General features: G+C 71.4%; 19 protein-coding genes. 4 read left to right on the forward strand and 15 right to left on the reverse strand.

Translation table 11 applies throughout. The features are described from left to right. The first annotated feature begins 130 nt into the window (after positions 1–130). A complete protein-coding gene (locus tag AWQ71_RS08770) occupies positions 131–1,450 on the forward strand; it encodes a UDP-glucose dehydrogenase family protein (protein ID WP_067129486.1) in 1,320 nt (439 codons plus the stop codon). Between the two features lie 61 nt (positions 1,451–1,511). Here the strand turns inward: AWQ71_RS08770 and purE are convergent, their stop codons facing one another. The 3 genes from purE to AWQ71_RS08785 form a co-directional block, all read right to left on the reverse strand. After that, positions 1,512–2,033: a 5-(carboxyamino)imidazole ribonucleotide mutase gene (purE, locus tag AWQ71_RS08775; RefSeq protein ID WP_067129489.1), complete on the reverse strand. Its 522-nt coding sequence runs from the start codon at positions 2,031–2,033 to the stop codon at positions 1,512–1,514. Beyond that, positions 2,026–3,195, reverse strand: coding sequence for a 5-(carboxyamino)imidazole ribonucleotide synthase (locus AWQ71_RS08780; protein WP_084258713.1), 1,170 nt, complete (start codon positions 3,193–3,195; stop codon positions 2,026–2,028). Before AWQ71_RS08780 ends, purE begins: the two co-directional genes overlap by 8 nt. A 65-nt stretch (positions 3,196–3,260) precedes the next feature. After that, positions 3,261–4,214 carry a DUF8094 domain-containing protein gene (locus AWQ71_RS08785; RefSeq protein ID WP_157570253.1) on the reverse strand — a complete coding sequence of 318 codons (954 nt, stop codon included), beginning with the start codon at positions 4,212–4,214 and terminating at the stop codon, positions 3,261–3,263. A gap of 323 nt (positions 4,215–4,537) precedes the next feature. Between AWQ71_RS08785 and AWQ71_RS08790 the strand changes: the two genes are divergently transcribed. Next, positions 4,538–5,023 carry a GtrA family protein gene (locus AWQ71_RS08790; protein ID WP_067129504.1) on the forward strand — a complete coding sequence of 162 codons (486 nt, stop codon included), beginning with the start codon at positions 4,538–4,540 and terminating at the stop codon, positions 5,021–5,023. Here the strand turns inward: AWQ71_RS08790 and AWQ71_RS08795 are convergent. The 9 genes from AWQ71_RS08795 to AWQ71_RS08835 form a co-directional block, all read right to left on the reverse strand. Next, positions 4,996–6,264, reverse strand: a complete 1,269-nt coding sequence (locus tag AWQ71_RS08795; protein ID WP_084258714.1) for an ATP-binding protein — start codon at positions 6,262–6,264, stop codon at positions 4,996–4,998. The genes AWQ71_RS08790 and AWQ71_RS08795 overlap by 28 nt on opposite strands. Before the next feature lie 26 nt (positions 6,265–6,290). Beyond that, positions 6,291–6,959 carry a response regulator transcription factor gene (locus AWQ71_RS08800; protein ID WP_030451323.1) on the reverse strand — a complete coding sequence of 223 codons (669 nt, stop codon included), beginning with the start codon at positions 6,957–6,959 and terminating at the stop codon, positions 6,291–6,293. Positions 6,960–7,223: 264 nt separating this feature from the next. Then, positions 7,224–7,709 (reverse strand): bacterioferritin, encoded by a 486-nt coding sequence (gene bfr, locus AWQ71_RS08805; RefSeq protein WP_067129508.1) that lies wholly within the window; start codon positions 7,707–7,709, stop codon positions 7,224–7,226. Positions 7,710–7,725: 16 nt separating this feature from the next. After that, positions 7,726–7,905, reverse strand: coding sequence for a (2Fe-2S)-binding protein (locus AWQ71_RS08810; RefSeq protein WP_067129517.1), 180 nt, complete (start codon positions 7,903–7,905; stop codon positions 7,726–7,728). Positions 7,906–8,022: 117 nt separating this feature from the next. Continuing rightward, the gene (locus AWQ71_RS08815) at positions 8,023–8,628 is read right to left on the reverse strand and encodes an MBL fold metallo-hydrolase (protein WP_067129519.1); all 606 of its coding nucleotides are present in this window, start codon (positions 8,626–8,628) and stop codon (positions 8,023–8,025) included. 49 nt (positions 8,629–8,677) lie between these two features. Beyond that, a complete protein-coding gene (locus AWQ71_RS08820) occupies positions 8,678–9,763 on the reverse strand; it encodes an S-(hydroxymethyl)mycothiol dehydrogenase (RefSeq protein ID WP_067129524.1) in 1,086 nt (361 codons plus the stop codon). A gap of 63 nt (positions 9,764–9,826) precedes the next feature. Then, on the reverse strand, positions 9,827–10,846 hold the full coding sequence (locus tag AWQ71_RS08825) for an adenylate/guanylate cyclase domain-containing protein (protein ID WP_084258715.1): 1,020 nt from the start codon (positions 10,844–10,846) through the stop codon (positions 9,827–9,829). A gap of 17 nt (positions 10,847–10,863) precedes the next feature. Continuing rightward, entirely contained in the window at positions 10,864–11,376 is a 513-nt protein-coding gene (locus AWQ71_RS08830; RefSeq protein ID WP_067129534.1) for a PH domain-containing protein, read from the reverse strand. A 73-nt stretch (positions 11,377–11,449) separates the two neighbouring features. After that, positions 11,450–12,283: a biotin--[acetyl-CoA-carboxylase] ligase gene (locus AWQ71_RS08835; protein WP_067129537.1), complete on the reverse strand. Its 834-nt coding sequence runs from the start codon at positions 12,281–12,283 to the stop codon at positions 11,450–11,452. A 167-nt stretch (positions 12,284–12,450) separates the two neighbouring features. Here AWQ71_RS08835 and fdhD point away from each other — a divergent pair, with 167 nt between their 5' ends. Continuing rightward, positions 12,451–13,317, forward strand: a complete 867-nt coding sequence (gene fdhD, locus AWQ71_RS08840) for a formate dehydrogenase accessory sulfurtransferase FdhD (RefSeq protein WP_245658185.1) — start codon at positions 12,451–12,453, stop codon at positions 13,315–13,317. A gap of 34 nt (positions 13,318–13,351) precedes the next feature. On the opposite strand, the gene AWQ71_RS08845 is transcribed toward fdhD, so the two are convergent. From AWQ71_RS08845 to AWQ71_RS08855, 3 genes are all read right to left on the reverse strand, one after another. Beyond that, positions 13,352–16,006, reverse strand: coding sequence for a phosphoenolpyruvate carboxylase (locus AWQ71_RS08845; protein ID WP_067129539.1), 2,655 nt, complete (start codon positions 16,004–16,006; stop codon positions 13,352–13,354). 105 nt (positions 16,007–16,111) lie between these two features. Continuing rightward, entirely contained in the window at positions 16,112–17,671 is a 1,560-nt protein-coding gene (locus tag AWQ71_RS08850; protein WP_067129541.1) for a hypothetical protein, read from the reverse strand. After that, positions 17,647–18,423 (reverse strand): ABC transporter ATP-binding protein, encoded by a 777-nt coding sequence (locus AWQ71_RS08855; protein ID WP_067129543.1) that lies wholly within the window; start codon positions 18,421–18,423, stop codon positions 17,647–17,649. Before AWQ71_RS08855 ends, AWQ71_RS08850 begins: the two co-directional genes overlap by 25 nt. Positions 18,424–18,562: 139 nt before the next feature. On the opposite strand from AWQ71_RS08855, the gene AWQ71_RS08860 reads away from it, so the two are divergent. Beyond that, entirely contained in the window at positions 18,563–19,318 is a 756-nt protein-coding gene (locus AWQ71_RS08860; protein WP_067129548.1) for a lytic polysaccharide monooxygenase, read from the forward strand. Positions 19,319–19,321 lie beyond the last annotated feature (3 nt).

The following is a 19,321-nucleotide window of genomic DNA, read 5'->3' on the forward strand; positions in this document are numbered from 1 at the left end:
GTGGGGAAGGGATTTTGCACGTCAAGGGTAGCCGTCCCGGGCCCGCGTCGCTGTTTGCCGAGGTGCTGACTGGGGCAGTTGACTGGCCCGATACCATGCGCACACCCCGTACAAACAGGTAGATGGGAGCATGCCCGTGCCATACCGCCTCACAGTGCTCGGGACCGGATACCTGGGAGCCACCCATGCGGCGTGCATGGCCGAGCTGGGCTTCGAAGTGCTCGGTCTCGACGTCGATGCCGGCAAGATCGAGCGCCTGATGCGCGGCGAGCTTCCCATCCACGAGCCCGGCCTGGAGGAACTGCTCCGGCGCAATCTCGCCAGTGGCCGACTCAGGTTCACCACGTCCTACCAGGAGGCGGCCGAGTTCGGCGACGTCCACTTCGTCTGCGTCGGCACGCCGCAGAAGAAGGGCGAGTACGCCGCGGACGTCTCCTACCTCGACGCCGTCGTCGATTCCCTCGCCCCCTATCTCGACCGCGAGTGCCTGGTCGTGGGCAAGTCGACCGTGCCCGTCGGCACCGCCGAGCGGCTCGCCGAGAAGCTGGTACGGCTCGCGCCCGCCGGGTCGCAGGTCGAGCTGGCGTGGAACCCCGAGTTCCTGCGTGAGGGCTTCGCGGTCCAGGACACCCTCAAGCCCGACCGCATCGTCCTCGGTGTGACCTCGGAGCGCGCCGAGAAGGTGCTGCGTGATGTCTACGCGCCGCTCGGCGACATCCCGATGGTCGTGACCGACTATCCGACCGCCGAGCTGGTCAAGTCGGCGGCGAACGCCTTCCTGGCCACCAAGATCTCCTTCATCAACGCGATGGCCGAGGTGTGCGAGGCCTCCCACGCGGACGTCAAGCAGCTCTCCCTGGCGCTGTCGTTCGACGAACGGATCGGCGGCAAGTTCCTCAACCCCGGCCTGGGCTTCGGCGGCGGCTGCCTGCCCAAGGACATCCGCGCGTTCATGGCGCGGGCCGGTGAGCTGGGCGCCGACCAGGCGCTGACGTTCCTGCGCGAGGTGGACGCCATCAACATGCGCAGGCGGGCCCGCATGGTGGACCTGGCGCGCGGCCTGGTCGGGGGTTCCTTCCACGGCTGCACGGTCGGCGTCCTGGGCGCGGCCTTCAAGCCCAACTCCGACGACATCCGCGACTCGCCCGCCCTCGACGTGGCGGTGACGATCAGCCAGTCGGGCGGCCGGGTGACGGTCTACGACCCGGTCGCGCTGGACAACGCCCGCCGCGCCCACCCGAGCCTCGGGTACGCGGACAGTGCCACCGGCGCGGTCAGCGGCGCCGACGTGGTGCTGCTGCTGACCGAGTGGCAGGAGTTCGTGCTCCTCGACCCCGAGGAGTTGGGCCAGGCGGTGCGGACCCGCAACATCGTGGACGGCCGCAACGCCCTCGACGCCGAGACCTGGCGCGCGGCCGGCTGGAACTACCGCGCCCTCGGCCGCCCGTAGCGCGAACCCCCGCCTGCGCGGCCGGGAGGGTTCCCGGCCGCGCAGGCGGGCGGACGGCTCGCTAGGAGAGCGAGCCCAGCGTCCGCGCCTCGGCGCGCAGCCGCTCGCCCTTGGCGTACGCCTGGGACTTGAGGTCGGTCTGGAACGCCTCCATCCGGCTCCGCAGGGCCGGGTCGGCCGCGGCGAGGATGCGTACGGCGAGCAGGCCCGCGTTGCGCGCCCCGCCGACGGCCACGGTCGCGACCGGCACCCCGGCCGGCATCTGGACGATCGACAACAGCGAGTCCATGCCGTCGAGGTACTTCAGCGGAACCGGTACGCCGATCACCGGCAGCGGGGTGACCGAGGCCAGCATCCCGGGCAGGTGGGCCGCGCCGCCCGCGCCCGCGATGATCACCTTCAGCCCGCGGGAGGCGGCGCGGGTGCCGTACTCGATCATCTCGGCGGGCATCCGGTGCGCGGAGACGACGTCGGCCTCGAAGGGGACGTCGAACTCCCGCAGCGCCTCGGCGGCCTGGCGCATGACGGGCCAGTCCGAGTCGCTGCCCATCACGATCCCGACGGTGGCTCCGGTCTCAGACATCGTTCGGCCCCCTCAGGCAGTCGGCGGCGTGCCAGGCGCGGGCCCGGACCTCGTCGAGGTCGGTGCCCAGCGCGGTGACGTGCCCGATCTTCCGACCGGGCCGTACGTCCTTGCCGTAGAAGTGGATCTTCACGCCGGGGTCGTTCGCCATGACGTGCTCGTACCGGGCGAAGACGTCCGGGTCGGGCCCGCCGAGCAGGTTGACCATGACCACGACCGGGGCGGTGAGCGACGGCGAGCCGAGCGGCAGGTTGAGCACCGCCCGCAGGTGCTGCTCGAACTGGGACGTCCTGGCGCCCTCGATGGTCCAGTGGCCGCTGTTGTGCGGGCGCATGGCCAGCTCGTTGACGACCAGCCCCGACTTGGTGGCGAACATCTCGACGGCCAGCAGGCCGGTCACGCCGAGCTGCTGCGCGATGCGCAGGGCGATCCGCTGCGCCGCCGCCGCGCTCTCCGGGTCCAGGTCGGGCGCGGGCGCGATCACCTCGACGCAGATGCCGTCCTTCTGCACGGTCTCCACGACCGGATAGCTGACGCCCTGCCCGTGCGGCGACCTGGCGACCAGTACGGCCAGCTCCCGCTCGAACGGCACGAACGTCTCGGCCAGCAGCGACACACCGGAGTCGACGACCTCCCGGGCCTCGTCCGCCGACGCGCACACCCAGACGCCGCGGCCGTCGTAGCCGCCGCGCACCGCCTTCAGCACGACCGGCCAGCCGTGCTCCTCGCCGAACGCCTCGACGTCGGCGAGATCCGAGACGCGCCTCCAGGCCGGGCAGGGAGCGCCGATCTCGGTCAGCCGCTCGCGCATCACCGCCTTGTCCTGCGCGTGGACGAGCGCCTCCGCGCCGGGGTGTACGGCCACGCCGTCGTCGAGGAGGGCCTGGATGTGCGTGGTGGGCACGTGCTCGTGGTCGAAGGTGACCGCGTCGCAGCCTTTCGCGAAGTCACGCAGGTCGCTCAGGTCGCGGTAGTCGCCGATGCGGGTGTCCACGATGACACGGGCGGCGCTCTCGTCGCGGGAGTTGGCCAGGACCCGCAGCTCGACGCCGAGGGCGATCGCGGCCTGCTGGGTCATCCGGGCGAGTTGTCCCGCTCCCACGACGCCGACCACCGGGCCGACGACCGGTCGGGGGGTAGGGGGCACGTTTGGGCTGTTCACGACATGTCAGCCTACCGACCCCCCGGACCGGGAATCCTCGCCGCCGGCCATATGCGCGACGGCGGTCAGGACACCGTGACGTCGGCGAGGGCCCGGCGCATGGCGACCGTGTCGAGCACGCCCTTCGCCGACACCCGGGTGGCGAGGAAGAGCAGCTCGTGCCCGGTGACCGCGCCCCCGCCGGTCGCACCACGTCCCGTGAAGGCCCGTACGGCGGCCGCCTTGTATGCGGGACGGCCCGCGCCGGGCTTCTGGGTGACGACGATCCGCAGGGTGTGGAACACCAGCGCGCCCCCGCCGGGCAGCGGGAGCGCGTACGCGGGCCCCTCCAGCCGGGCCTCGGCGGACATCCGGTCGGGCCGGTCGGCGGCGGACCGGTCGGTCAGCTCCCGCAGCAGGTCGCGCATCGGGTCGCCGGAGCGCACCCGCACCCCGCTCACGCCCGCCGGGTCGGTGAGGAAGGCGAGCAGCCTGGTCGGCGCCAGCCCCGCCCGGACCCGCGCGTCCCGGTCCGGCTCCGGCGCGACCCGCCCCTCCTCCAGCTCGGGGAGCGCACCGACCACGGGGACGGGCCCGGCGCCGAGCCGCCACCGCCCGTCGGACCGTACGAACACGAAGTAGGCGGGCCGCGGCTTGTGGGCCAGGGCCGCGAACCAGGGCAGATCCCCGGGCTCCTCCGGCAGGTAGAACTCGGCGTCGGTGTAGCCGCCGGCGGCGGCGGGGACCGGGTTTCCCCGCCTGGCCGCCTGGCAGGCCCGGCCGGACAGGACGCTCTCCGTCCATGTCGTGAGGAACTCGATCTTCGCGCAGTCGCGCCGCTGCCAGGCGTCGGCGAGGTCGGCGAGCGCCGCGAAGGCGGCTGTGGCGTCCTCGCGGGTGGCCGTCACCGGCCGGGGCGTCGCGTCGCGGGACGGCCGGGCGGCCGCGGCGAGGCCGCGCTCGCCGCATCCGGCCAGCAGGGCGGTCCCGAGCACGGCGGCGAGGACGGCGGAGGGCCCGATCAGGGGACGGCGCGGCACGGCTGAGCCACCTTTCCAGTCACGCGTCCGGTCGTGGGCGCTCGCGGCGCCCTCCCGTGGGCGCGTGAACCGCCGCACGCCGGCGTACGCGCTCACGACCATCAGAACCGGCTCATGATCCCCGAACCAGTCGGGAGAGTAGCCCGTCCCGCCCGCCTTGACCCCACATAGCCCGATATTTCATGAAACTTTCTTCCGGTTCTGCGAAGATCAGCCCACCTTCCCAGGTGGTGAGATCGGAGCGGGGTGACGGGGACCACTGCGAGCCCGGTTACCGGTAGCCTGGATAGAACGCAGTGCAGGCCGGGAAGGATCAGCGAGTCGTGCAGCTTCTCCGAGGCGTCTACGAGCGGTTCGCCGCCATCCTCCATGAGCTGATCAAGTTCGGTCTGATCGGCGGGCTCGCGTTCGTGATCGACTTCGGCGGCACGAACCTGCTGCGCTTCGGCGTCGAGCTGGGGCCGCTGACGTCCAAGACCATCGCGACCGTCGTCGCCGCCACGTTCGCCTACTTCGGCAACCGCTACTGGACGTTCCGGCACCGCGAGCAGAGCGGCCTCGCCCGCGAGTACATCATGTTCTTCCTGCTCAACGGGGTCGGCCTGGCCATCTCGCTGGCCGTCATCTCGTTCGTCACCTACGTGCTCGGGCTGCACGACGCGGTCAGCTACAACGTCGCGCAGATCATCGGTCTGGTTCTGGGCACGCTGTTCCGCTTCTGGTCGTACAAGAAGTGGGTGTTCCTGGAAGTCCCCGACACCCCCGCCTCGGTGGTCGAGAATCAGGCCGGACCGCTCACCACCCGGTAGCGCGCGTCGTCCTCGACGTGCCGTAGGAAGATCGCGAAGGTCGCCGGCCGTCGCTTGATCAGCTCCAGCCGCCCCCCGTCCGCCGCGACGATCGACCGGGCGAGCGTCAGACCGAGCCCGGTGCCGCCGCCGCCGCTCACGTTGCGTTCGAAGACCCTGCCGCCGAGCTCCTCGGGGATGCCCGGCCCCTGGTCCGCCACCTCGATGACGATCGACTTCTCCGTGCTCGTGGTGGTCATGGTCACCGTGCCGCCGCCGTGCTGGAGCGAGTTCTCCAGGAGGGTCGCGACGGCCTGGCTCAGGCCGCCCGTCGTGGCGAGCGCCCGCAGGCCACGGCTGCCCACGAGCTTGATGGAGCGCTGCGCCCGGCGGAAGGCGGGCTCCCATTCCGTGACCTGCTGGTCGAGGACCTGATCGACGTCGATCGCCTCGGCCTGGGCATGCCGCTGCCGCCGGGCGGCGGCGAGCAGCTCGTCGATGACCGCCGTCAGCCGCTCGACCTGCACGATCGCGGCCTCACCCTCCTCGCGGACGATCGCCGGCTCCCCCGCCGCCGCGACGATCTCCTCCAGGCGCATGCTCAGCCCCGTCAGCGGCGTGCGGAGCTGGTGCGAGGCGTCGGTGGCGAACTCGCGCTCCCGGCCGAGCAGGTCCGCGATGCGGACGGCGCTGCGGTCGAGCACCTGCGCGACGCGGTCCAGCTCCGGGATGCCGTATCTGTGCCGGCTCGGCCGGGCGTCACCTGAGCCGAGCCGCTCCGCGATCCTGGCGAGGTCCTGGAGCGGCAACGTCAGGCGGAGCGAGGTCACGATGGCCAGCCCGATTGCCACACCCAGTGCCGCCAGGATGAGCGCGACAATGAGCACCAGCCGCCCCCGGACGTCCTGCTGGACCTGCGCGGCGTCCTGGCTGACCCGGACGTAGCCGTTCTCCGAACGCGCCTCTTCCGTCATCTGCCGGTGCGCGGGGGGCGCCGTACCCGCCGCGATCGGCGCGATCCCCTGCACGAACACCTGTATGTAGCGGTCGGGATAGTTCTTCTCCAGCTGCTTGGGGTCGATGGACTGCTCCTGGCTTATGGAGTATTCGACCCCGATCAGCAGCCGTGTGGCCTCCGAATGCAACTCTGTCGCGGCCTCGTCGTGGATGAGTCTGACGACGACCACGCCCAGGGGGACCCCGAGCAGCAGTACCGCGATGACCGCGACGAGCAGCATCGAGGAGAGCAGGCGCCGACGCACGTGCTAGTCCCTTCGCCCATGCGGGCCTATTCGCGCTCGAATCGGAAGCCCACTCCCCTGACAGTGGTGATGTAACGCGGCTTGGCGGCGTCGTCCCCGAGCTTGCGGCGGAGCCAGGAGATGTGCATGTCGAGGGTCTTGGTCGACCCCCACCAGTTGGTGTCCCACACCTCCCGCATGATCTGCTCGCGGGTGACCACCTTGCCGGCGTCGCGGACGAGCACGCGCAGCAGGTCGAACTCCTTGGTGGTCAGATGAAGCTCCTTGTCCCCCATCCAGGCACGGCGGGAGTCTGCGTCGATCCTGACGCCCTGAACCACAGGTGTTTCGGAGGTGCCCCTCCGAAGCAGTGCCCGGACGCGGGCGAGCAGCTCGGCCAAGCGGAACGGCTTGGTCACATAGTCGTCGGCCCCGGCATCGAGGCCGACGACGGTGTCGACTTCGTCGACACGTGCGGTGAGAATCAGCACCGGCGTGCCGTGCCCTTCGGCGCGGATCCGGCGCGCGACCTCAAGGCCGTCCATCTCGGGCAGCCCGAGGTCGAGAACAATGAGGTCGACACCTCCCGACAAAGCCCTTTCCAGGGCCTGCGGGCCATCAGGGCTCACCTCTACCTGATAGCCCTCCCGACGCAATGCGCGCGCCAGCGGCTCGGAAATCGAGGTGTCGTCCTCGGCGAGAAGTACGCAGGTCATGGTGCGATCGTAGGACCTTAAGCGGTTGTTTCCCGGCCACAGCGCGCGGTTTGACTTGTCGTTGACCCATCAATTGACGTGGGCAAACACTGATAAATGGTCATTAGCCCGCACGCAAGGGTTCCAGCTTTTCCCGGCAGATCCCTGTCCGCCGTACCCAAAAGACGGATTGCCGACACGCGGCAGCCGGTTCTTAAGCGGAACGGAAAGGGAGGCAAAAAAGAACGCCCGCCGGAATGGGCGGGCGTCAAATGTCCGGAAATTTCAGGAAGAGGACGAGGGCGGCTCGGCGTACCGCTGGAGGTAGAGCTGCTCCCCGAGGCTCTCGTAGAGGCCCAGCTCGGTCTCCAGGTAGTCGATGTGCATCTCCTCGTCCTTGAGGATGTCCTCGAAGATGTTGGCGGACGTGATGTCGCCACGCTCGCGCATGAACGCGATGCCCGGCTTCAGCCGCTTGACCACGCTGTACTCCAGCGCCAGGTCCGCCTGGAGCTGCTCCTTGACGGTCTGCCCGATGTGCAGCGTGTTCAGCTTCTGGTAGTTGGGCAGCCCGTCCAGGAAGAGGATGCGGTCGGTGAGCCGCTCGGCGTGCCTCATCTCGTCGAACGACTCGTGCCGGGTGTACTCGGCGAGTTTGGTGTAGCCCCAGTTCCCCTGCATCTTGGCGTGCAGGAAGTACTGGTTGATCGCGGTCAGTTCGCTGGTGAGCTGCTCGTTGAGCAACGCGATGATGTCCTTGTCGCCCTGCATCCCGGGCCCCCTCGGTCTATGCGCTGGTGACGAGGGCATCCGCCCTCTTCAGCATCGCACACACCTTGCGCACGCAGAGGGCACAGTCCCCTCCGGCGCCGGTCATGTCGCGCACCTGGCGGGCACTCTTCGCGCCGCCGGCGATGCAGTCGTGCACCTCGTCCTCGGTCACGGCTCGGCAGATGCACACGAACATGGGTCCTCGCTAAGGGGAAATCAGGTAAGGCATACCTAAGATAACGCACTCAGGTAAGGCTTGCCTAGGTGAGACGCCCCACATCGTCGCAGGTGGACGATGTGGGGCGCCTTCCCGCTATGCGATGTTCGGCGCCTCGGCACCGATGGTCGTGGAGTCACCGTGACCGGTGTTCACGACGGTGTCCTCTGGCAAGGTGAGCAGCCGCGTCCTGATCGACTCGACGATGGTCTCCCGCGAGGAGAAGGAGCGGCCGGTCGCCCCGGGGCCGCCCTGGAACAGGGTGTCGCCGGTGAAGACCGTGCCCAGCTCCGGGGCGTACAGGCAGACCGCGCCCGGGGCGTGGCCGGGCGTGTGCAGCACCCGGAGCTCCGGCCCGCCGGTCTCGATCACCTGACCGTCCTCCAGCGGCCGGTACGGCACCTTGTCGCCGTACTCCATCTCCCAGAGAACCTGGTCGGCGGGGTGGAGCAGGATCGGCGCGCCGGTGCGCTCGGCCAGCTCGGCCGCGGCGTTGATGTGATCGTTGTGCGCGTGGGTGCACACGATCGCCCGCAACCTGCGGGAGCCGACGGCGGCGGCGATGGCGGCGGCGTCGTGCGCCGCGTCGATCACCACGACCTCGTCGGCGGAGCCGACCAGCCAGACGTTGTTGTCGACCTCCCAGGTCCCGCCGTCCAGGGAGAACGTGCCCGACGTGATCAGGCGGGAGACAGCGCTCATCGTTGGTTCTCTTCTCGTGTCGTAGGGTTCGCCGGACGCGGAGGCGCCGTCACAGCACCACCACGGAGCGCAGCACCTCGCCGCGGTGCATCTTGGCGAACGCCTCCTCGACCTGGTCCAGCCCGATCGTCTCGGAGACGAACCCGTCCAGGTTGAGCCGGCCCTGCAGGTAGAGGTCGATCAGCATCGGGAAGTCCCGGCTCGGCAGGCAGTCGCCGTACCAGGAGGACTTGAGCGAGCCGCCCCGGCCGAAGACGTCGAGCAGCGGCAGGTCGAGCCGCATCTCGGGCGTGGGGACGCCCACCAGCACGACGGTGCCGGCGAGGTCGCGGGCGTAGAACGCCTGCTCGTAGGTCTCGGGCCGGCCGACCGCGTCGATGACGACGTCCGCGCCGTGGCCGCCGGTGAGCTCGCGGATCGCCTCGACGGCGTCGGTCTCCCGCGAGTTCACCGTGTGGGTGGCCCCGAAGTCGCGGGCCCAGGTGAGCTTGCGGTCGTCCACGTCCACCGCGATGACCTTTCCGGCCCCGGCCAGGTGCGCGCCGAGCACCGCCGCGTTGCCCACGCCGCCGCAGCCGATGACGGCGACCGAGTCGCCCCTGGTCACGCCGCCCGTGTTGATCGCCGCGCCGAGCCCGGCCATCACGCCGCAGCCGAGCAGCCCGGCGACCGCGGGCTTCGCCTCCGGGTTCACCTTGGTGCACTGCCCGGCGGCCACGAGGGTCTTCTCCGCGAACGCGCCGATGCCGAGCGCCGGGCTGAGGACCGTTCCATCAGCGAGCGTCATCTTCTGCGTCGCGTTGTGCGTGTTGAAGCAGTACCACGGACGTCCGCGCAGGCAGGCCCGGCACTGGCCGCACACCGCGCGCCAGTTGAGGATCACGTAGTCGCCCGGGGCGACGTCGGTGACGCCGGGGCCGACCGCCTCGACCACTCCCGCCGCCTCGTGCCCGAGCAGGAACGGGAACTCGTCGTTGATCCCGCCCTCGCGGTAGTGCAGGTCGGTGTGGCAGACACCGCAGGCCTGGACGTTCACCACGGCCTCACCCGGGCCGGGATCGGGCACGTGGACCGTCTCCAGCGTCACCGCCTCGCCCTTGCCCCGTGCGATCACACCCTGGACCTCATACGGCATTCTTGACACCTCATCTCGAATGGGAAACCCCCAGGATTTCCACCGTGCCGGAGTTCGTCAAGCTCACCGGCCTGTGGAAGGCGAGGTGCGACGAACGACATACGGTTGAACGAGCCCGAGGCCGCGGGCGGGACGGCGGCGGATCCGCATCACCTCGACCCCCTCGGCACCCTCCAGCCGGTGCGCCATCTCGGCGTCGGCCAGGATCGCCCCGGGCCGGGCGATGGCGGTCAGCCGGGCCGCCAGGTTGACCGTCGTGCCGAACACGTCGCCCATCACCGGGAGCACCGGCCCGTAGGAGAGCCCGATGCGCACGTCGGGCCCCTCCTCGCCGCGCCCGTTGGACCGCTTGAGCTCGTCGACCAGGTCGAGGGCGATCCGTCCCGCGGTCACCGGATCGGTGGCGGTGAACAGCACCTCGTCGCCGAGCGTCTTGACCAGCCGCCCGCCGTGCGACGCGATCACGTCGGAGGTGCGCGCCTCGAACCCCTCGACCAGGTCGGCCAGCGCGAACTCGTCCAGCTGCCGCGAGAACGCCGTGAACGACACCATGTCGGCGAAGCCCACGGCCAGCGACAGGCGCGACGTGGTGGGCAGCTCCTCGGCCATCTCGGCGATGGCGAGCAGACGGCTCGTGGTGGCGGCGAGCTGCGCCCGCCAGACGTGGAGCAGCGTCTGTTCGAAGTCCGGCAGGAACCGGGCGGCGATCTCCATCGACCGGGCCAGGTCCTCGTCGCTCGGCCGCGTCCCGGGCTCGAGGATCGCGCCCATCATGATCTCCGCCTGCCACTCCGCCAACCGCGACGTCGTACGGCCGAGTGCCCGCGCCATCCGGACGATCGCCTGCTCGTCGAGGAGGCCGGTCTCCAGCATCGCGCGGATCCGGCGCAACGCGTCGACGTCGCCGTCGTTGAACGCGACGGCGTCGTCGGCGAGCGTGGCGAAGCCGAGCGCGCGCCAGATCCGCCCGGTGAACTCCTGCGGCAGATCGGCGGCGGCGGCCACCTCGCCGCGGGTGTAGCGGGGCGGCGACCCGACGAACAGCCGCCGGATGTCGTCAGAGGTGGGACGCCGTGTGGCCACCTTCCCCTCCTGCCGGGCTACTTGCCGTCGATGGTCCCATCGGAGGCATCCTCCACCAGGCGGAACAGCTCCTGGCGCACGAGCTGGATCTTCGGGATGTCCAGGAGATCGATCTCGCCCTTCTCGGAGGCCGACTCGACCCGGAGCGTCCCGCATCCGAGGAACCGCTCAAAGAACCTCTGGTCGGAGCTGACGCTGTTGACCTTCGCCATCGGGATGTCCTCTTCCGACTTGTTCAGGACGCCGGTGCTGATGGCGAAACGGTGCGACGTCAAGGTGTACGACGTGGTCTTCCACCGCAGGTAGGGGATAAACGTCCACAGCGTCAGGGCGACGAACGCGACCACCCCCACCGCGATCCGGGCGTACGCGGCGTAGGTGTAGTCGCCGGGGATGAAGTAGATCGCCGCTCCGGCGACGGCCACGACGAGGACGAGGGCGAGGACGGGAAGCACGAGCCGCTTCCAGTGAGGGTGGAACGAGAGCACGAGGCGCTCGCCCTCGGTCAAATGGTGTTCGGGGAGACCCATGCGGCAAATCGTGGCACGTTCAGGCCCGGCGCGCGACGGTCCCCGCGGCGCGTCCGCCGATCTCCGCGGTCGTTCATGGGCTCGCGGGGCGCACGTGGACCACGTCGCCCGCGCTGAGCGCGTGCTCCTCGCCGCCCGCGCGTACGAGCAGGCAGCCGGAGCCGTCCACGCCGGTGGCGACGCCGATCAGCGCCCGGTCGCCCGGCAGCTCCACCCGGACCTCCTGCCCGATCGTCGCGCACGAGGCGAGATAGGCGGCGCGCAGGCCGCAGGCGTCCGGATCGCCGCCGGCCGAGGTCCACTCGCGGTAGTGCGTCTCGATCTCACGGAGAATCGCCCGCAGCAGCGGGTCGCGGTCGAGGCAGGCGGCCTTCTCGACGGCCAGCGAGGTCGCCCGCTCGACCGGCAGCTCCTCCGGCCGCATCGAGACGTTGAGCCCGATCCCGACGACGATGCCGCCTTCCACCCGCTCGGCGAGGATGCCGGCCAGCTTGCGCTCCCCGATCAGCAGGTCGTTGGGCCACTTCAGCCGGACGTCCACCTCGGCCAGCCGCCGTACGGCAGCGGCGGCGGCGACGCCGACCAGCAGCGGCAGCCAGCCCAGCCGGGCGGGTCGCGCCGCCGCGGCGCCGGGCCGGAACAGCATCGAGACGGCCAGTCCGGAGCGCGGCGGCGCCGACCAGACGCGGTCCAGCCGCCCGCGCCCCGCCGTCTGGGCCTCGGCGACGAGCACCGCGCCCTCGGGCGCGCCGCCCCGGGCCGCCTCGGCGAGATCGGCGTTCGTGGACCCGGCCCGTTCCACCACGGTGATCTCGGACCAGAGCGATCCGGGACGGACGAGGGCCTGACGCAGCGCCCGCTCCGACAGCGGCGGCCGATCAAGGTCGGTGAAGCGCGATTCCGGCATTCGCCCAGGCTACCGGCCGCGCCGGATTCGCCTTCGATCGGGGACGGGCCCGGCGCCGCCGCGCGCGCCCGGCGGGCGTAGCCTGAACGCACCCGGGCGTCGGGACGCGGGGCGCACCGCCCGATCATGGTTCCAGGCCCGCCCCTGTGAGCAGCGACGATGGGATCGTGACCGTGCGACCGGCCGACAGCACCGCCCCCCGCCCCGGACCGGTCACCAGGATCCGGGTCCGGCAGGTGTCGGGCTCCGGCGTACGGGACCGGCGGGACGATCTGGCCACCGAGGAGCCGCTGGAGATCCGGCTCACCGCCGGAGGCGAGAGCCGTACGGTCGCGATCACCATGCGGACGCCCGGCGCGGACTTCGAGCTGGCCGCCGGGTTCCTGCACGGCGAGGGCGTCGCCGGCGCCGGGGACATCGCGGCCATCGGCTACTGCACGGACGCGGATCTGGAACCGGAGGCCCGCTACAACACCGTGACGGTCCGGCTGGCCGCCCCGCGGCTGCCGGACATCCCGCAGCTTGAGCGGCATTTCGTGACGTCCAGCGCCTGCGGGGTGTGCGGGACGGCCAGCCTGGACGCGCTGCGCGGCCGCTGTGCGCCCCTCGCCGACACGTCCCGGCTCACCGTCTCCCCCGAGGTGCTGTACGGCCTTCCGCACCGGCTCAGGCAGGCGCAGGGGGTGTTCGGGCGGACCGGCGGCCTGCACGCGGCGGGCCTGTTCACGGCCGACGGGACCCTGGTGACCGCCCGCGAGGACGTGGGGCGGCACAACGCCGTCGACAAATTGGTCGGCTGGGCGCTGCTGAACGGCCGGCTGCCGCTCTCCGAGCACGTCCTGCTGGTCAGCGGCCGGTCCAGCTACGAGATCATGCAGAAGGCGCTGGCGGCGGGCGTCCAGCTGGTCTGCGCGGTGTCGGCGCCCTCGTCCCTCGCTGTGGACCTGGCCCGCGAGTTCGGCCTCACCCTCGTCGGCTTCCTGCGCGACGAGCGGTTCAACATCTACTCCGGGGCCGAGCGGATCACCGCCTGACCCGGCGCCGGAGCCCGGCGCCGGGTTCGGAGGCTCAGCCGGTGTTCTGCAGGCCCGCGGCGACGCCGTTCACCGAGAGGAGCAGCAGCGTGGACAGCCGGTCCCGCTCGTTCTCGGACAGGTCGCCGTCGGCCCGCAGCGCCGACAGCGCACGGAGCTGGAGGTGACTCAGCGCGTCCACATAGGGGTCGCGGAGCTGCACGGCCCGGGACAGGACGCGGCGGTTCTCCAGGAGCCGCGTGTGCCCGGTCGTCTCCAGGACGAGCTTCCTGGTCAGGTCGTACTCGGCGAGCACCTGCCCGGCGAAGTCGTCTCTGCCGCCGAGCGCGAGATAGCGCGCGGCGATCGACCGGTCGGTCTTGGCCAGCGACATCTCGACGTTGTCCAGCAGCGACGCGAACAGCGGCCACTCCCGGTAGGCCGACCGCAGCTCCGCCAGCCCGCCGCCCGAGACCACCTCGGCCAGGCCGCTGCCCAGGCCGTACCAGCCGGGGAGGTTGACCCGGGTCTGCGCCCAGGCGAACACCCACGGGATGGCGCGCAGGTCGTCCAGGGAGCGGGGCGCGCCGAGCCCGCGGCGGGCGGGACGCGAGCCGAGCCGCAACGAGCCGATCTCCTCAAGGGGGCTGACCAGGGCGAACCACTCGGGGAAGCCCGGCGCCTCGGTCAGCGCCCGGTAGGCGCGCTCCGACGCCGACGCCACCCGCTCGGCCAGCGCGCGGAACTTCGCCGCCGCGGCGGCCGTACGCGACTCGACGGTGGGCGTGGACGCGAGCAGCACGGCGTTGGTGACCTGCTCGATGTGCCGCCGGGCGATGGCGGAGTGCCCGTAGCGGGCGAAGATGACCTCGCCCTGCTCGGTGACCTTGAACCGGCCGGCGACCGAGCCCGGGGCCTGGGCGAGCACCGCCCGGTTCGCCGGGCCGCCGCCCCGGCCGAGGGCGCCGCCCCGGCCGTGGAAGAGGGTGAGCTTGACGTCGTTGTCCTTCGCCCAGGCGGTCAGCGCGGCCTGCGCGTCGTACAGGCGCAGCGTCGCGGCGGCGGGGCCGAGCTCCTTGGCCGAGTCGGAGTAGCCGAGCATGACCTCGAGGCGGCGGCCGCCCGCGGCGAGCCTGCGGCGTACCGGCTCCAGCTCCAGCATGCCGGTCAGCACGTCGGCGGAGTTGTCCAGGTCGGCGCCGGACTCGAACAGCGGCACGACGTCGAGGACCGGGGCCCGGTCGCCGAGCGCGTGCCGGGCCAGCTCGTACACGGCCGCGATGTCGTCGGCCGAACGGGTGAAGGACACGACGTACCGGGAGCAGGCGGTCACGCCGAACCGCTCCTGGATCCAGGCGATCGTCCGGATCGTGGCGAGGACCTCCTCGCCGCGCTCGGAGAGCGACCCGGCGGCGATCTCCTCCAGGGTGGCCGCGTGGACCTGGGAGTGCTGGCGCACCTCCAGCTCGGCCAGGTGGAACCCGAACGTCTCCACCTGCCAGATCAGGTGCTGCAGCTCACCGTACGCCTGGCGGACGGCTCCGGCGCCGCGCAGGGACTCCTGAGCGATCCTGAGGTCGTCGAGCAGCTCGGACGGCGAGCGGTAGGCGAGGTCGAGGTCGCGGCTGCGGGTGGCCGCGATGCGGGTGGCGACGTAGAACAGCCACTGCCGGTGCGGCTCCTGCGGCGAGCGGGTGGCCATCTCCGACACCAGGTCGGGGAAGTCACCGGTGGCGCGGCCCAGCGCCTCGCGCAGCTTCGCCGACGGGGGCGTGTCCGTGGCGCCCGCGGTCATCGTGCGCCCGATCCGGGTGGCGGCGTTCTCCAGCGCGGTGAGCACGTGATCGGCCTGGATCAGGATGGCCTCGCGGGTGACCTTGGACGTCACGTTCGGGTTGCCGTCGCGGTCGCCGCCGATCCAGCTTCCGTACCGGATGAACGCCTTGGCGAGCGGCTCGCGCGTCCCCGTGCCGGGTTCGAGCGCCGCGTCCATCGCCCGGTAGATCATCGGCACGGTGCGGAAGAGCGTCTCGTCGAAGGCCGCCATGGCGGTGCGCACCTCGTCGAGCGGGTCGAGCTTGGTCGAGCGGAGCTGGGCGGTCCGCCAGAGCAGGTCGATCTCCTCCAGCAGCCGCCGGTGGGCCTCCTCCCGCTCGCCGGCCCCTCTGCCGGGCGCGTTGTACGCGTCGAGCTGCCCGCTGATCCGCTGGATGGCGGTGACGACGGCGCGGCGCCGCGCCTCGGTCGGGTGGGCGGTGAGCACCGGACGGTATTCGAGCCCCTCGACGAGGTCGGCGGGCCGCTGGTCGCCGCCCAGCCGCTCGTCACCGCGCAGCTCCTGCACGGCCTCCGCGAGCGACTCCCTGAGCGGGACGTCGTCGCGGTCCCGCTGCCCCAGGATCCGGATGCGGTAGTGCTCCTCGGCGAGGTTGGCCAGATGGAAGTAGCAGGTGAACGCGCGCGCGATCTGGACCGCGCGGTCGAGGGGCCACTCGGCGACGAGGGCGGCGACCTCGTCGGCCGTCGTGTCGCCGCGCCGGGCGCCGATCACCGCTTTGCGCAGGCGCTCGACGTCGGCGAGGAGGTCGGGACCGCCGTGTTCGGCGATCACCTGGCCCAGGAGTCCACCCAGGAGTCGGACGTCGGCACGGAGCTCATCAGGCATCTCCGTGACGGCACTCTGTCGTTCGGCAGGAGCGATGGCGGCCATGTTTTGAAGACTAGCGAGTTCGGTCACAACGTCGGATATCGGTCTCACCAATTGGACTAGACCACTGCGCCATCGCCTCCGGCCAGCGGAAACGCCGCGCCGGCGTCAGGTCGGGCGGGACACCGCCGCGACGATCTCCGGAAGCCGGTTGTTCCCGATCATGCCGCCGAGCCTGCGGCCTCCCCACGCGGCCAGCAGCCCGTACGGCACGGCGAGCACGCTCACCCAGGTGAGGCCGAACAAGGCCGGCAGCACGACGGGAAGCGCGACCATGCCGACGCCGAGCATCCCCAGCAGGGAGCCGAGGAACGCCTCGCCGCCCTGCCCGGGGGCCGCGCCACTGAAGGCGTTGAGCCGCTCGGGAAGGGTGTAGGGCACGAGGACGCTGGTCACCGCCCCAACACCGAGGCCGACCCCGAGCACGCCCCACGCGGTGAACATCGCGGGGACGGACCAGAGCGGCTCGCCCGCGACAAGGGACGCGCCGACGGAGAGCACCAGCAGCAGCGGCACCGCGATGATCGCGGCGGCGAGCTGCCGCCCGGCGAAGTCGGCGCGTACGTCACGCTCGGTGGAGAAGGCGACCGCGTTCATCCAGAGGGAGCGACCGTCGATGCCGAAGGAGTTGGACGCCTGGACTCCGATGATCATCGCGGCCATGCAGACGGGACCGATCACGAACAGGGGGCCGTGCCAGGCCTCCGGTCCGCGCAACGAGAACATGACGATGCCGGACACCACGAGCGCCATGAACCAGGCGATCCGGCCGCGCGGCTCCCGCCGGGCGTACTTGAGCTCCTTGGCCGCGACCGCGCCGACCATGCCCTGCGGCAGGAGGCCGCCCAGGCGCGACCGGCGTACGGCGCCGCCGCTCCGGTTGGAGGAGTCGGGCGTGACCAGGGCGCGGCGCAGCGCCGCGATCCACAGCCAGGCGAGCACCGCGACCGCCACCACGAGGACCGCGAGCTCGCCGAGCCCGGCGAGGCCGCCGCCCGCGATCGCGTGGGCGGCTATGCCGGGCGGCGTCCAGCGCAGCACGGAGGCCGCCGCGTCGAGCATCGCGGCCGGGTCGGTGGACAGGCCGCCGTTGACGAGCATCCCGGGGAGCTGGAAGACCAGGAGGAGCAGCACGGCGCCGACCGCGAGCGCGTCACGCCCGCGACGGCTGCGCAGCGAGGCCGACAGCGCGGTGGTGACGGCGCGCGAGGCGACCAGGCACAGCGCGAACTGCAGCAGCACGGCCGGGATGCCGATCAGCACGCCGACCGGCCCGGACGCGAGGCCGACCACCGCGCCCGAGAGCGCGACCAGCGAGGCCAGCGGCCACGGCCCGGTCGCGGAGGCGGCCAGCAGCCCGGCCGTCATCTGCCGGGTGGTGAGCGGGAAGAGCGCCAGCCGGGACGGGTCGAGCGTCTCGTCCAGGCCGAATGCGAGCAGCGGGACGAAGATCCACCCCAGTGTGAACAGGGTGAACGCCACGATCCCGATGTTCAGCGCGATGCCGGGGTCGGCGGCCAGCCGCAGCAGGGAGAACAGGGTGAACCCCCCGGCGGCGCAGGCCAGCGCGAGCAGAGAGGTGAAGGCGAAGCCGAGCTGCTTGGCCACGTCGCCGCGCAGGTTGCCGCGGATCAGCCGCAGCTTCAGACGGACGAAGAGCCCAACCACGACAGCCCCTCCTCTCCGGTTCCGCGCGCGCCGACCAGGTCGAGGAACGCCTCGTTGAGCGTGCGGCCGTTCCGGATGACGTCGAGCGGCCCCTGGGCCACGACGCTGCCCCGGCTCATCACGGACACCCAGTCGCAGAGCCGCTCGACGAGGTCCATGACGTGGCTGGAGAAGATGACCGTGGACCCGGACGAGGTGTACCGCCGAAGGACGTCGACCAGCGTGTTCGCCGAGACCGGATCGACACCCTCGAACGGCTCGTCGAGGAAGAGCACGTCGGGGTTGTGCAGCAGCGCGGCGGCCAGGCCGATCTTCTTGCGCATGCCCGTGGAGTAGTCCACGACCAGCTTGTCCTGGGAGTCGACGAGGTCCATGACGCGCAGCAGCTCGGTGGCCCGCTGCTCGACCTCGGCGCGCGGGATGCCCCTGAGCTCGCCGTTGTACATCAGGAGCTCACGGCCGGAGAGCCGCTCGAACAGGCGCAGCCCCTCGGGGAGGACGCCGATGCGCGACTTGACCTTGACCGGGTCTCTCCACACGTTGTGCCCGTTGATCTCGACCAGGCCGGCGTCCGGCCGCAGCAGCCCGGTGATCATGCTGAGGGTGGTGGTCTTGCCCGCGCCGTTGGGGCCGACCAGTCCGGCGAAGCTGCCCCTGGGCACCACGAGGTCCACGCCCGCGACGGCGACCTGCGCGCCGAATCGTTTGACGAGTCCTTGGGTGCGTACTGCCTCGGGCTTTGCTTCAACCATGCCCTCAACTCTGCCAGATCACCGGTGGCGGACGCGTGGATGCCGGCTGCGAGCTTAATCACGCTGACAAGGAGCATTTACTGTTAGGAAACTTTCCTTTAGATTTGCCGTAATCACCCCCCAGCGAAGGAAGCACGACATGCGAAGAATGATCGCGTTCTTGGCAGGGCTGGCCGTCGCCCTCGCGACCGTGGTGGTCGTCGCCTCGCCGGCGTCGGCACACGGGTACATCTCCGACCCGCCGAGCCGCCAGGCGAACTGCGCCGAGCGCCGCGTGCCCAACTGCGGACAGATCATCTGGGAGCCGCAGAGCGTGGAAGGCCCCAAGGGCCTGCGGAACTGCAGCGGCGGCGACGCGCGGTGGGCGCCGCTCGACGACGAGACCAAGCCGTGGCCGGCCGCCAGCGTCGGCGACACGGTCACGTTCAACTGGCTGATCGAGGCCCGGCACGCCACCAGCACCTGGGAGTACTACGTCGGGGGCACCCGGATCGCAGTGTTCGACGACCACGGCAGGGAACCGGGATCGACCGTCGCGCACACGGTGAGCCTCGGCGGCAGGACCGGCCGCATCAAGGTGCTGGCCATCTGGAACATCGCCGACACCGAGAACGCCTTCTACAACTGCGTCGACCTCCAGGTCGGCCCCGGCGGCGGCGACCCGAGCCCGTCGCCCAGCCCGAGCCCGAGCCCGACCACGCGGCCCACGCCCAGCCCGTCGCCGACGTCGAGCCCGACCTCGGGTCCGGCCGGCGACTGGACCGCCGGCACCGCGTACCAGGGCGGTGACGTGGTGATCTACAACGGCGTCGCCTACCGCTGCCTCCAGGCGCACACCGCGCTGGCCGGCTGGGAGCCGCCGAACGTCCCCGCGCTCTGGCAGCGCGTGGCTTGACGC

Source organism: Microtetraspora malaysiensis (assembly GCF_001528665.1).
Taxonomy (GTDB): domain Bacteria; phylum Actinomycetota; class Actinomycetes; order Streptosporangiales; family Streptosporangiaceae; genus Microtetraspora_A; species Microtetraspora_A malaysiensis.